We start from the raw sequence: 13,723 nt of genomic DNA on the forward strand, positions 1-13,723 counted from the left end.
CTTGACCACAAATTTTTTAATTTTTTTCTTGCAATTACCCCCTTGCTATGTATTATATTGCCGCTAATTTCCATACTCACGTCTAAGAGATTAGCTGTGCTCTCCAAGACCAATCAAAACATCTTTACTGTTTCTCGTCTCAACGCAGAAGTTCGCTTACTCCTTGAAAACGAAATGGGGATCGTTTGGCTCGTCGGAGAGATATCCAACTTTTCAGCTCCTGTCTCTGGTCACTGGTACCTCACTCTTAAAGACTCTCGCGCTCAAGTTAAATGTGCCATGTTTCGTGGTAACAATCGCCGCGTTACTTTCAAGCCCGCTAACGGTAATCAAGTCCTAGTAAAAGCTCGTCTTTCTCTTTATGAGCCTCGCGGTGACTACCAATTGATCATCGAAAGCATGCAACCGGAAGGTGATGGCCGTCTTCAACAAGAGTTTGAAGAGCTGAAAATGAAGCTTGCAGCAGAAGGGTTGTTCGCGCAAATCAATAAGCAATCTTTGCCTGAGCACCCTAAACGTGTTGGCGTCATCACATCGAAAACTGGTGCCGCGCTTTACGATATCTTAGACGTATTGAAACGTCGTGATCCTTCCCTACCTGTTGTGATTTATCCGACAGTGGTACAAGGTGAGGACGCAGCCATTCAAATTGCACAAGCCATTGGTCGCGCTAACAGCCGTGATGAATGTGATGTGCTAATTGTGGGCCGAGGTGGTGGTTCATTAGAAGACTTATGGTGCTTTAACAACGAGATATTAGCTCGCACGATTGCAGCAAGCCAAATTCCTATTATTAGCGCCGTTGGACATGAAGTTGACGTGACAATAGCTGATTTTGTCGCCGACGTACGCGCGCCTACTCCATCAGCAGCCGCTGAGCTAGTAAGCCGTGATAACAGCCACAAAGATCAAGCTTTAGTTACCCGCCAGCATAAGTTAGCGAGCGCGATGCGTTACTACCTAGCACAACAAAAGCAGCAATCTGCTCAATTAGTGCACCGTCTAGAGAGACAGCACCCAAGCTATCGCTTGCAACGTCAGACGCAACAGTTAGATGAGTTGGACATGCGCTTACAGCGAGCGATGAGTCGTTTTATTGCCTTGCGTCAACAGCGAATCGAGCGTCAACATTATCGGCTGCAATTAAATTCTCCTGTAACACGCCTTGCCGAGCAGAAGTCGAAGCTAGAACGTGTTGAGCAAAAGCTCATGGATGCAATGGATCGCAAGTTACTGACTATGCGCCATCAACTCGCGATTGCTGCAGAGAAGTTAGACACCGTCAGCCCACTAGCGACATTGAAACGAGGTTACTCAATTACTCAAACTGAGCAAGGAAAAGTAATTACGCAATCTTCAGATGTAAAATCGGGAGATGTATTGATTACTCGATTAGCCGAAGGCGACGTTCGCTCTACCGTTAACTGAATACAAACTCTGGTTAACTGATTTTCTGGAACTCAAATCGGACACGTGATTTTGACTTGAGTTCATTACACACATTGCAAAAGTAACTCGCAGCACCGCATGCTTGCAGCTTCTCCAGCTCCGCCTCACAATCAGGGCAAAAACCTACTTTTTTAAAATCCGATTCACACTGTGCACAATGGTATTGTCCTGTCCATTCCAGTTCGACATTGCAAGTCGGGCAAATGTTCTGCTGCATATCCCGTTCCTCTCTCTAAACTAAGCAATTTCGAGTAACGCATGCTACTCAAAATAACGAACAAGTATGTTGATCTTCATCACCGCCCCAACAAGTTTCACGAGGCGTTAACCATACTTGATACGTAGGATCTTATACTGATCGTCTGATATTTACTCCTTGATCAGCGATCACCCCTTAAAAGAATATTTATATAACCACACACCGAAAGCATAAGTTACATATTCTGCATTCCAATTTAAGACAGAATAAAAAACCTTAGAGAGATTTAATTAAACGAAAAATCAGAATTTAATAAAAAGATCTTATTCAAAAAGCAGTGTTTACATTGGTGTGCATTTCGATAGTTTGAGCGTCGAGCTCAACGAGTTTAACTTGGATAAAAGCAAACTCATTTAAATGGCTCGCATGCGTTCCACCACAAGGGATTACCGCTAATTGACCTTCCCCTAAATCGCACTTCCAATAGCGAGAATCCGTTAATCTATCGCCGTGGCATTCCATGGTGATCATCGCATCTCTTTGAAGCCATTCAACCAGTTGGCCATTCACTTTTTCTGCAATCGCCTGGAGGTCATTCAGCATATCTGCACTGTTTAATCCTCTTTTACGGAGTGTTTTGCCTAAACGGTACGTATCGAGGCACTTGTCTGGAGTGACATAACTCGTGACTTGCGCATAGCTATTAAAGTCATAATAACCATGTGGGTCTTTGCGGTCTGCGTCTTTTCGCCAATAGTCTTCCGCTAGTACTTTATTCAACGCCAAATACGCTAAGTGTCCTGCTGTGTGGCCTCGACTCAAAGCATTTTGATAGTCTTTATCTACCGCTAATGTTACCAAGTCATTAATTGCAAATGATTCCGTACGTGATAAAACATGCACGACGACAAACACCCAACCTTCAGCATCACGCTTTACAGGGATGTCACTACCCACATACAAAGCACCACTCTCCTGCTCCACTGCTCCAACTTGGCAATCTACTACGTCATGCTCAGCCCCATTCACCTTCAACGTTCCTTTGTCTGCAGGGTGATCCGGCCATATGTGACTAACGGGATGGAACGGCGTGACATCTGTAATAACGTAAGTCACTTCTTCCGTAGATTGAACGAGCTGTATTTGTGCTTCTAATTGCCATGTTTGATGACAAAAACGAGTCTTTGTTGCTGTGATAGTCATTTTTACGATTACTTTTGATAAAAAAATACCCAAGTAGAAACTTGGGTATTCGAATTTCATTATTTATTGCGGTTTTTCACCATCGACATCATACGCTTACGTTTACGCTCTTGTGATAGCGTAAGCTTATTCGTACGGTTCTCGTATGGGTTATCACTGTTGTGGAAGTTAATGCGAATCGGTGTTCCCATAATTTCCAGAGACTTACGGAAGTAGTTCATCAGATAACGTTTATACGAATCTGGTAATTCACGAACCATGTTACCGTGGATAACAACGATCGGTGGGTTGTAACCACCTGCGTGTGCGTATTTGAGTTTGATACGACGACCACGAACCATTGGCGGCTGGTGATCATCCACTGCCATCTTCATGATACGCGTCAGTACTGACGTACCCACACGCGTTGTCGCCGAGTTATATGCTTCTTGAATAGATTCAAATAAGTGACCAACGCCAGTACCGTGCAGCGCAGAGATAAAGTGGATACGCGCGAAATCGACGAATCCTAGACGGCGGTCCAGTTCTTTCTTCACGCTTTCTTTCACGTCACTGTCTAGACCATCCCACTTGTTAACGGCGATGACAATTGAGCGGCCAGCATTCAGTGCAAAACCAAGCAAGCTTAGGTCTTGGTCTGAAATATTTTCACGAGCATCAATCACCAGTAGAACGACGTTTGCATCTTCTACCGCTTTCAGCGTCTTAACAACAGAGAACTTTTCAACCGTTTCATTGATACGACCACGACGACGAACACCTGCAGTGTCAATCAGTACGTATTCGCGTCCATCACGTTCCATCGGGATGTAGATAGAGTCGCGCGTTGTACCTGGCATATCGTATACAACTACACGTTCTTCACCCAGAATACGGTTAGTCAGTGTCGATTTACCTACATTCGGACGACCGATGATCGCCAACTTAATCGGCTGCTCTTGAAGGCGCTTGAATTCAGCTTCTGCGTCTTCTTCAGTGTAATCTTCAACAAGAGGCTCTTCGTCTTCGAATCCAGTCAGGTCTTCAATCTCACCTTCTTCAGATTCACTTGTTAATAGATCATCAAAGAATGGAGATAAAGCACGCTCAAGCAAAGCGGTCACACCACGGCCATGAGCGGCCGCAATCTGGTACATATCATCCACGCCGAGCTGCCAAAAATCAGCACACGCCGCATCGGCATCAATACCATCGATTTTGTTTACTACCAGCATCGCTGGCTTTTCAATTTTACGCAGATGAGCAGCAATTGCTTCATCTGAAGGTGTCAGACCAGCACGACCGTCAACAAGGAACAACACAACATCAGCCTCATCAATCGCGGCTAATGACTGTTCTGCCATCTTTGTTTCCACGCCTTCTTCTGTGCCATCGATACCACCAGTATCAATCACAATGAATTCGTGCTCTTCACCAAGTCTCGCCTGGCCATATTTACGGTCTCGCGTTAGGCCTGGAAAGTCCGCAACCAACGCGTCACGAGTGCGAGTCAATCGGTTAAATAGTGTAGATTTACCTACGTTCGGACGCCCTACTAGAGCTACAACAGGTACCATAACAACCTCTACAATAATCTTTCTTCTGTAGTTATAGGTAACGACTTGCTCGATGCCAAATCAAACCAGCTTTTTACCTATAACCACGTCAGGGTTAATAAATTCAAACAACAAAACGGCTCCTAGCTGTCACCAGCCAGGAGCCGAATGTGAATTATATCACGATATTATTCGTTAATGGTTAGTTTCTTTACATCGCCGTTGCGAGTTGTAATCACATAACCATCCGACAATAACGTCGGGCCAACAGCCAAGCCGCTATCATCGACAAACTGCTGCGCAACAAATTCGCCCGTTGAACGATCCATCCAGTGAAGGTAACCAAGCGTGTCACCGACAACGAGATAATTGCCAACAATAACTGGCGCTGTAAGTTGTCGGTGCTCAAGCAAGCTGTTTTCCCACAACTCAGTCCCGCTTCGTGAATCAACGGCAACAACATGATCTTTTTCCGTTATCACAAAGATGCGACTACCATCTGTAGAAATGTCTGTCGCAGATGAGTAATTACGCTTCCAAATCGGGTTCGCTGAACGCAAGTCAATGGCGATAAGTTGACCATTGTATCCAATGGTGAAAAGAGTACCGCCTAGCACAATTGGCGATGAATCAACGTCAACCAAACGATCAATTTCTGTCGCGCCTTTTGGCGTACCAACAGGCTGTTGCCAAATCAACTGGCCACGCTCAACAATAGCAGCTGCGAGTCGGCCATTTGCCGTTCCCCAAAATACACCGCCACCAATTGCAGTCGGAGTACTATCGCCACGTAAAGTTAAGTTCGGCACTTCTGTACTCAATGCCCAGCGTTGCTCACCTGTACTCTCATTAAGGGCTATCAACATGCCTCGGCTAGTATTGATGATAATAAGGCCTGAATCTGCAACTGGCTTCGCCAGTACCTCACCTCCAACTTTTACACGCCAAACAATTTCACCTGTTTCTTGGTCAAGAGAGATGACTTCACCATTCTCAGAGCCAATGTAAAGGTTTCCGTATGCCGCTGTGATACCACCAGAGAGACGAGCAATGACATCTTCTTCTAGGTCCGTTTGCCAACGTTGTTTACCGTTTTCAGGATCCAGCGCTTTTACTAAGCCATCACGACTTGCCACGAACAATGTATCATTCGCAAATACAGGGGATAGTTTTGAAAAGTAATGACCAACACCATCGCCAACCGATGTGCTCCACTCACTACTGGTTGTAAACTGACTGTCTACCTGAGGTAGTGGCGCCATTACAATGGTGTCTTTCTCACCTGCACAACCGGCAAGTACTCCCATTGTTAACGCCCCTAGCAAGGCTTTCTTAAAGACTCTTTTCATCCAATGCGGTCCTTATTTCGCCAGATCGTCCAATTTCATTTGTAGTGTCGGGCTTGCATCTGCCGCTTGCTGAGCTTCAGTATACGCAGCGTACGCAGCATCTTTGTCACCTTGGCGAATCGCAATATCGCCACGAAGTTCAGCAATACGACCTGTCCATGCTGTATCAGTGACGTTACTTAGCTCTGCCGTTGCAGCGTCGAAGTTACCCATTTCCGTCTCAATACGCGCAATGCGGTAACTAATCAATGGTAACAACGCAGCATCTTGAGTGTTGCTTTGCGCCCACTTCAGTTGCTCCAATGCAGCAGAAAGGTCTTGAGCTTCAACTTGTGCTTTGGCAAGTTGTAGCGCAGCCAATACTGAATATTCTTTTACTTCATTTGACTCAATGAAAGCTTTCACGTCAGCTTGAGCATCAGTGCCTTTGTCTTGCAAAGCATTCATTGCTGTCGTGTAGCTTTGAGAAGCTGCTTCACTCGCCTGAATCACAGAATCCTGGTAGTAACGCCAGCCGAATAGACCACCTAAACCAACAACCGCACCGATGATGACGGCTTTGCCGTTTTCCTTCCACCAGTCTTTAATGGCTTCAACTTGTTGTTCTTCAGTATCGTAAAGTTCCACTTCCTGTCCTCTTAAAACATGTAAATGGCAGCTTAGCTGCCATTGTTCCTATTTCGTTTAAAGGCTCCACATTTGGGAGCCTTAGCTTACGAACTAGGATGTAATTTTGTTAGATTACTAAAAGACTTAAATCAGTGCTGCGATCTTTTCTGCAACTTCTGCTTGGTTGTAAGTCTCTTGCTCACCACCAGCTAAGTCTTTCAGTACTACGGTATTATCCGCAACTTCGTTTTCGCCCAGAACCAATGCTACAACAGCACCAACTTTGTCTGCGCGTTTAAACTGTTTCTTGAAGTTACCGCCACCGAAGTGATTCATCACACGAACGCCTGGAACAGACTCGCGAAGCTGTTCTGCTAGCTTCATTCCTGCCATCATGGTGCCTTCACCCGCTGTGACTACGTACACGTCAACACTGCGACGAACGTCTGTCAGTTCCAACGTTTCTAGCATCAGTACTAGACGCTCTAGGCCCATTGCAAAGCCAACCGCTGGTGTTGGTTTACCACCTAATTGCTCTACAAGGCCATCGTAACGACCACCGCCACATACAGTGCCTTGAGCACCTAGGCTCTCAGTGATCCACTCAAATACCGTGCGATTGTAGTAATCCAGACCACGAACTAGACGTTCGTTAACTGTGTATTTGATACCTGCGGCGTCTAAAAGTTCACATAGACCTGCGAAGTGTGCTTTAGACTCTTCACCCAAGTAATCTGAAAGGCGAGGTGCATCACCTAAAATAGCTTGAACGTCTGGGTTCTTCGTATCCAGAACACGCAGTGGATTCGTGTGCATGCGACGCTTACAATCTTCGTCTAGCACATCAATATGTTGCTCAAGGAATGCAACCAGTGCAGTACGGTAGTCTGCGCGGTCTTCTTGAGAACCGATAGAGTTCAGCTCAAGACGGACATGCTCATTGATACCTAGCTCACGCCATAGACGCGCCGTCATCATGATAAGCTCTGCATCAACATCTGGACCATTTAGACCAAACACCTCAACACCACACTGGTGGAATTGACGGTAACGACCTTTCTGCGGACGTTCATGGCGGAACATAGGCCCCATGTACCACAGACGCTGTTCATCACGGTTGATCAGGCTGTTTTGGATACATGAACGTACACAACCCGCCGTACCTTCTGGGCGAAGTGTTAGGCTGTCGCCGTTACGGTCATCAAAAGTGTACATTTCTTTTGAAACGACGTCTGTTTCTTCACCAACAGCGCGGCTGAATAGGTTTGTTTCTTCAACGATTGGCATGCGCACTTCGTTATAACCGTATGCGCTAATTACATTTTTCACTGTGTTTTCTAATTTTTGCCACAGTGGCGACTGAGTTGGGAGGCAATCGTTCATGCCTCGAATTGCTTGAATTGTTTTTGCCACAATACTTACCGTAATTCTCGTTGAGATTAATCTTGTACTTTAACTTCGATGCGGTTTTCGCCATTCATCATAGCTGCTTTCGCACGGATCTTAGCTTCTAGCTTATTCACAAGGTCATCGTTATCAAAGCGCTCTTTCTGGCGTTTACCATCTTCGTAGAATGCGCTCTTCTTGTTACTACCTGCTAGGCCTAAGTGAGAAACTTCTGCTTCACCAGGGCCGTTTACCACACAACCGATGATAGACACATCCATTGGCGTGATGATGTCTTCTAAACGTTGCTCCAGTGCATTCACCGTACCAATCACATCGAATTCTTGGCGTGAGCAGCTTGGGCACGCAATAAAGTTGATGCCTCGAGAGCGAATGCGCAGAGATTTAAGGATGTCAAAACCGACTTTGATTTCTTCAACTGGATCGGCAGCCAAAGAGATACGCAGCGTATCGCCTATCCCTTCAGATAACAGCATACCTAAGCCAACAGATGACTTAACAGCGCCAGCTCGAGCACCACCCGCCTCTGTGATACCTAAATGAAGAGGCTGATCGATTTTCTTCGCCAGCAGACGATATGAATCCACCGCAAGAAAAACGTCTGAAGCTTTCACGCTAACTTTAAATTGGTCAAAGTTAAGACGATCGAGATGATCTACGTGACGCATCGCCGATTCAACCAAGGCTTCTGGCGTAGGCTCACCGTATTTCATCTGTAGATCTTTTTCCAAAGATCCACCATTGACACCAATACGGATCGGGATATTTTTATCGCGAGCGCAATCAACAACAGCGCGAATGCGCTCTTCATTGCCGATGTTACCTGGGTTGATACGTAAACAGTCAACTCCGTACTCCGCCACTTTCAGCGCGATACGATAGTCGAAATGAATATCAGCCACTAATGGTACAGAAACTTGCTGTTTAATCAGTTTGAAAGCTTCTGCTGCGTCCATCGTAGGTACAGAAACTCGAACGATATCTGCGCCGACTTTTTCTAGTGCTCGGATTTGAGCGACTGTCGCTTCTACGTCAGTCGTGCGAGTGTTAGTCATTGACTGTACTGCAATTGGCGCACCATCACCAATTGGCACATCACCCACATAAATACGCGTCGATTTACGACGAATAATTGGAGATTCGTGTTGCATAATTTTTTATAACGGTAGAGTGAATCTAGCTACTTTGCCTGAAGTATACCCAGAAAGGTCGACAGGTTCACTTGCAAATGTCATTGTAACCCCTTCCGGTGCGCCTAATATCACTTTAAATGGCGCTTTTCCGGTAAGTTCTACATCTTGTCCTGGCTTATGAGTACCACTTACCAGCGTTTTACCATTGGTGTCTTTTACTTGAATCCAACAGTCCGCTTTAAACTTCATAGTAAGAAGTGTCATGCCTTCAGGTACTACTGGCGCAGGCTGTTCCTCTTCCGCCGCTTCAATCACGGCAACAGGTTCTTCAGAATCTACGCTTGTTGTATTTTCAGTTTCAGTCAGCAAAGGATCCGCCCCTTGCTCAACGGGTGCTTCAGTCAATTCAGCAACACCTTCATTAGTTGAAGCCACTTCTTCAGGAGTGCTTGCGATTAACTCTTCAGCCGTCATCAAATCGATATCAGCTAATTCTTGAGCTGTGGGCTGCGGCGCTTCAACACTTGAATCCGTTACTTCCTTAGTTAGGCTATTCTCTTGTTGGTTTTGCCACCACCATGCAGCTGAAATGCCAATAATGACTAGCCCGATAACCCAAGTAAGGAGCATAATACGGCTATTGTGCTTCTCGTCTTTTGTTTTACGAGAGAAGCTTTGCATTTCAATTTCTTGCTCTTGAGGCTGAGCATCGGCAGTCTGCTCTAACGCCGTCAAAACCACCTTCTCATCAAGACCTACGAATTTAGCGTAAGAGCGTAAGTAACCACGCGTAAATGTCGCGACTTGTTGAGATTCAAATCGGTTATTTTCAATATCTTCAATCACAGAAATGCGAAGCCTCAGGCGGTCGGCAACTTGCTTTTGGCTCATTCCCAAGGATTCACGTTTGTTTTTCAGTAATGTGCCAGCTTCAATAGAGAGTGGCACTTCATTCGTATTTTCGTGTTCTGTCATAATGGCGGTATTTAATCTGTTTTAGTGGCTAACGTGGTCATGTATTTTCGTTATTGTTCTTAAGCCTCTTTAAAGATAGCTAGCCAAAACGCGTTAACCAAAAATAATAATTTTAAGAAACTCTCAGCGATCTGAGTGCGAATACCCGTTTTGCAAAAATCAGCAAAACGTATGTGAGAAAGTGCTGAGAATTATCGGTGTCATCGTTAGTGTTACATATCATGATAAGCGAATGCGCAACGAAGACAAAAACTCTTTACACTCAAACTAACAGATAGCTCAAGCTTTTGTCCAAACTTTGACAAAGGAATTCGAAATTATACCCAAATAACCTTAGGTTGAAGAGTGATAGTCCCAAATCTTGGCGAAAATGTCCTAAACAATAAACAAAATAGCCAGAGCGAATGGCTCTGGCTATTTTTGAATTCCGGTCGTTTATACAGCTTTCACTTCAATGGTATCGGCACCGCGTGACGCTTTCAGCATTGCCGTACGTTTAGTTCGGTCAATTACATCACCGACCAACTGACCACATGCGGCATCAATGTCATCACCACGTGTTTTACGAACCGTAACTGTGTGCTCGTATTGCATCAATGTTTTTTGGAAGCGATCAATACGTGAGTTACTTGGTTTCTTGTAAGGTGAACCTGGGTACGGGTTAAACGGAATCAAGTTAATCTTACATGGTGTGTCTTTCATCAATTCAGCCAGCTCGCGTGCATGGTCCATGTCATCGTTCACATGATCAAGCAACACGTACTCGACTGTTACCTTGCCACGGTTTGCATTCGATGAAGCAATGTAACGACGAACGGATGCTAGGAAATCTTGAATATCCCAACGATCGTTAATTGGCATGATTTCACTACGCAGCTTATCGTTTGGCGCATGAAGAGAGATCGCTAACGCAACGTCGATTTTGCCCGTCATCTGATCAAGACCAGAAACCACACCTGATGTTGATACGGTTACGCGACGCTTCGACAAACCAAAGCCAAGGTCATCCAGCATTAACTCCAATGCAGGAATCAAGTTCTTCATATTAAGAAGCGGCTCACCCATGCCCATCATCACGACGTTCGTAATTGGGCGACGGCCTGTTTCTTTCTCAAGACCAATTTCACGTGCAGCACGCCACACCTGACCGATGATCTCTGAAACTTTCAAGTTACGGTTAAAGCCCTGCTGTGCTGTTGAGCAGAACTTACATTCCAATGCACAACCTACTTGAGAAGATACACAAAGCGTTGCGCGATCATCTTCTGGAATGTAAACCGTTTCTACATCCTGATCACCAACCTTCATTGCCCACTTGATCGTGCCGTCTGAAGAATGCTGGGCTTCTGCTACAGTTGGTGCTTTAATTTCACACTTGTGTAAAAGCTTTTCGCGCAGCTTCTTGTTGATGTTTGTCATTTTTTCGAAGTCATCTACACCGAAATGGTAGATCCACTTCATAACCTGATCGGCACGAAACGCTTTCTCGCCAAGTTCTTCCGCGAAAAACTGACGCATGCCTTTGCGATCAAAGTCGAGTAGATTGATTTTTTCAGTGGTCATGTTGCCTCTCAATGACTGAAACAAGAATAAGGGCGCGAATTGTACAGCCTTTATGCAGCTACAACAAGGGGTGTAAGACCCTGAGTTTGCTAAGGCATTAAAATAAAAACGATTAAATTTTAAACAGACTTTGCGGTGAGAATAATGATTAGACAACCGACAGCAAAAGCGTAGAAGTGATACAGAGAAAACAGTGAGAACAAACACACTTAACTAAGCTTTCCCCCCTGTAAGATGCTCAGATTAGCCAACGTCTTCGCGAATAATTACGAATGAACTCGCCGGTGAAATGGAGAACGCGGAATAAAAAACCTCGGACAAATCCGAGGTTGTTACGAACTAGATCATCACGCAAAAGTGATGCATGAACGAGTTAGCGAGAGAAAACTTCTGATTCAGGGAAGAAAAACTCAATTTCACGAGCGGCAGACTCAGGGCTATCGGAACCATGAACTGAATTGTGACGCATGCTGAGTGCGTAATCAGCACGCAAAGTGCCGCATGCCGCTTCCTCTGGGTTGGTTTTACCCATTAGCTCGCGGTAACGTGCAATCGCATTTTCACCTTCCAATACCTGAACCATAATAGGACCAGATGTCATGAACTCTTTTAGAGGAGGGAAAAACTCTTTACCTTCATGCTCTGCATAAAAGCCGCTTGCCTGATCTTCTGTCAGGTGAACCATTTTGGCAGCGATGATACGTAGGCCAGCCTTTTCAATACGATTGTAGATTTCACCAATTAGGTTTCGCTCTACAGCATCAGGCTTAATGATTGAAAATGTTCTTTCTAGAGCCATAAAATTTCCTTTCTGTACTTGTAATAATAGTTGTGCTTTTAAAGTGACTTACTGGGTAAGAGCAGCACTCAAACAAGAGAGTGCTGCAATCAATCTTATTTTCCAGCTTGCTCATTGAGGAAACGAGCAAGTGTACGAACACCCATACCCGTTGCTCCCGCAGCCCATTTATCAGAAGCGGCTTTACGATACGTACCCGCACAGTCGAAATGTAACCAGCCTTTTTTGTAGTCCTCAACGAAGTAAGACAAGAATGCAGCTGCAGTGCTTGCACCTGGAGAATAATCACCAGAGCTGATATTAGATAAATCGGCAAAATTAGATGGCAGCATTTCTCGATGGAAGTCAGCAAGTGGTAGCGGCCACAAGCCTTCTTTTTCCTGGTTTGCCGCCGTAAGCGCTTGATGCGATAGCTCATCATCAAAGCTCATTAGCGCATGGTAATCGTTACCTAACGCATTCTTCGCTGCGCCTGTTAGCGTCGCGCAGTCAATAATTAACTCAGGCTTTTGCTCACTGGCGTAGATAAGACCGTCGGCAAGCACCAAGCGACCTTCCGCGTCGGTATTCATAATCTCAACGGTTTTGCCGTTTTTGTAAGTGATGATGTCGCCAAGCTTAAGGGCACGGCCAGAAACCATGTTCTCAGCACAACACAAGATCAGTTTTACGCGCTTGTTTAAACCGCGCAAGATAGCTAATCCTAGGCCACCAGTTATAGTACCCGAGCCACCCATATCTGCTTTCATTGCACTCATGAAGGTAGAAGGCTTCAAGCTGTAACCACCGGAATCAAAGGTGATGCCTTTACCCACAAGACATGCGAATACAGGTGCGTTTTCGTCACCAGTTGGGTTGTAGTCTAACTGAAGCATCGCAGAAGTACGCTCAGAACCACGGCCTACTGCGTAAATACCTTCCCAACCTTCTGCCAACAAGTCTTTGTCTTTGACGATACGAGCTGTCACCGTGCCTTTCGGCGCAACAGATTTGATGAATTCAGCAGCCATTGTCGCTAGCTGACGAGGAGCAACTTCTTCTGCCGTTTTGTTGATAATATCGCGGGTAAAATCAGTCGAAGTAATACGAGCTTGAAGCTCTGCTTGATCTTCATCAGACAATGCTGCCCACTCAACTGAGCCATGTTTTTTAGGGTTACGGAACCCTTGGTGGAAAGCCCATACGCTCTCTAGATCCCAGTTATCACCAGAAAGAAAAATAGAACGAATTCCTTGGCCATCTAGCTGACGAGCTGCACGTTGAATTGCGCCGAGATCATGACCTTCACCTAAGTGAATAGTTGCGCCGTTTTCAGCGAATGAAAGCAGTGCTTTTTCACCCCAATGTGGTGCTGCCGACTCTTGACTTAAAAATACAGACATCTGTGTAGACATGGTTTCTCCTTGTCTTATAGCAGCGTTGCCTACGCTGCTTCTTTTAAATAACTCACGGATGTTAGCATTATGTAGGGCAAAAATGTCAATTGGATAAAAAAACGGACC

At 45.3% G+C, this 13,723-nt stretch carries 12 protein-coding genes; 1 reads left to right on the top strand and 11 read right to left on the bottom strand.

The features are described 5' to 3' along the window. Positions 1-96: 96 nt before the first annotated feature. Positions 97-1,428, top strand: coding sequence for an exodeoxyribonuclease VII large subunit (gene xseA / locus R7P74_RS12080; protein ID WP_017633909.1), 1,332 nt, complete (start codon positions 97-99; stop codon positions 1,426-1,428). Positions 1,429-1,441: 13 nt separating this feature from the next. On the opposite strand, the gene R7P74_RS12085 is transcribed toward xseA, so the two are convergent. From R7P74_RS12085 to pepB, 11 genes are all read right to left on the bottom strand, one after another. Continuing rightward, positions 1,442-1,666, bottom strand: a complete 225-nt coding sequence (locus R7P74_RS12085; RefSeq protein ID WP_012842112.1) for a zinc ribbon domain-containing protein — start codon at positions 1,664-1,666, stop codon at positions 1,442-1,444. A gap of 309 nt (positions 1,667-1,975) precedes the next feature. Further along, a complete protein-coding gene (locus R7P74_RS12090) occupies positions 1,976-2,851 on the bottom strand; it encodes an alanyl-tRNA editing protein (RefSeq protein WP_115386389.1) in 876 nt (291 codons plus the stop codon). A gap of 59 nt (positions 2,852-2,910) precedes the next feature. Next, entirely contained in the window at positions 2,911-4,407 is a 1,497-nt protein-coding gene (gene der, locus R7P74_RS12095; protein WP_017820569.1) for a ribosome biogenesis GTPase Der, read from the bottom strand. Positions 4,408-4,574: 167 nt separating this feature from the next. Continuing rightward, on the bottom strand, positions 4,575-5,735 hold the full coding sequence (gene bamB, locus R7P74_RS12100) for an outer membrane protein assembly factor BamB (protein ID WP_005381696.1): 1,161 nt from the start codon (positions 5,733-5,735) through the stop codon (positions 4,575-4,577). A gap of 12 nt (positions 5,736-5,747) precedes the next feature. Next, positions 5,748-6,362 (bottom strand): YfgM family protein, encoded by a 615-nt coding sequence (locus tag R7P74_RS12105; RefSeq protein ID WP_005381697.1) that lies wholly within the window; start codon positions 6,360-6,362, stop codon positions 5,748-5,750. A gap of 126 nt (positions 6,363-6,488) precedes the next feature. After that, positions 6,489-7,757 (bottom strand): histidine--tRNA ligase, encoded by a 1,269-nt coding sequence (hisS, locus tag R7P74_RS12110; RefSeq protein ID WP_005381698.1) that lies wholly within the window; start codon positions 7,755-7,757, stop codon positions 6,489-6,491. Between the two features lie 26 nt (positions 7,758-7,783). Beyond that, positions 7,784-8,902 carry a flavodoxin-dependent (E)-4-hydroxy-3-methylbut-2-enyl-diphosphate synthase gene (ispG, locus tag R7P74_RS12115; RefSeq protein ID WP_005381699.1) on the bottom strand — a complete coding sequence of 373 codons (1,119 nt, stop codon included), beginning with the start codon at positions 8,900-8,902 and terminating at the stop codon, positions 7,784-7,786. 6 nt (positions 8,903-8,908) lie between these two features. Beyond that, the gene (gene rodZ / locus R7P74_RS12120; protein WP_005383707.1) at positions 8,909-9,859 is read right to left on the bottom strand and encodes a cytoskeleton protein RodZ; all 951 of its coding nucleotides are present in this window, start codon (positions 9,857-9,859) and stop codon (positions 8,909-8,911) included. 435 nt (positions 9,860-10,294) lie between these two features. Next, positions 10,295-11,422 (bottom strand): bifunctional tRNA (adenosine(37)-C2)-methyltransferase TrmG/ribosomal RNA large subunit methyltransferase RlmN, encoded by a 1,128-nt coding sequence (locus tag R7P74_RS12125; protein WP_017633913.1) that lies wholly within the window; start codon positions 11,420-11,422, stop codon positions 10,295-10,297. Between the two features lie 373 nt (positions 11,423-11,795). Beyond that, positions 11,796-12,221, bottom strand: coding sequence for a nucleoside-diphosphate kinase (gene ndk / locus R7P74_RS12130; RefSeq protein WP_042521171.1), 426 nt, complete (start codon positions 12,219-12,221; stop codon positions 11,796-11,798). Between the two features lie 95 nt (positions 12,222-12,316). After that, positions 12,317-13,615, bottom strand: coding sequence for an aminopeptidase PepB (gene pepB, locus R7P74_RS12135; protein ID WP_005381709.1), 1,299 nt, complete (start codon positions 13,613-13,615; stop codon positions 12,317-12,319). Positions 13,616-13,723: the final 108 nt, after the last annotated feature.

This window comes from Vibrio sp. 2033, from assembly GCF_033339735.1.

Bases quoted from the DNA above. Each gene is read 5' to 3' on its own strand.
- R7P74_RS12125 (WP_017633913.1), bottom strand. From the start codon at position 11,422: ATGACCACTGAAAAAATCAATCTACTCGACTTTGATCGCAAAGGCATG.
- bamB (WP_005381696.1), bottom strand. From the start codon at position 5,735: ATGAAAAGAGTCTTTAAGAAAGCCTTGCTAGGGGCGTTAACAATGGGA.
- ndk (WP_042521171.1), bottom strand. From the start codon at position 12,221: ATGGCTCTAGAAAGAACATTTTCAATCATTAAGCCTGATGCTGTAGAG.
- R7P74_RS12090 (WP_115386389.1), bottom strand. From the start codon at position 2,851: ATGACTATCACAGCAACAAAGACTCGTTTTTGTCATCAAACATGGCAA.
- der (WP_017820569.1), bottom strand. From the start codon at position 4,407: ATGGTACCTGTTGTAGCTCTAGTAGGGCGTCCGAACGTAGGTAAATCT.
- rodZ (WP_005383707.1), bottom strand. From the start codon at position 9,859: ATGACAGAACACGAAAATACGAATGAAGTGCCACTCTCTATTGAAGCT.
- ispG (WP_005381699.1), bottom strand. From the start codon at position 8,902: ATGCAACACGAATCTCCAATTATTCGTCGTAAATCGACGCGTATTTAT.
- R7P74_RS12085 (WP_012842112.1), bottom strand. From the start codon at position 1,666: ATGCAGCAGAACATTTGCCCGACTTGCAATGTCGAACTGGAATGGACA.
- pepB (WP_005381709.1), bottom strand. From the start codon at position 13,615: ATGTCTACACAGATGTCTGTATTTTTAAGTCAAGAGTCGGCAGCACCA.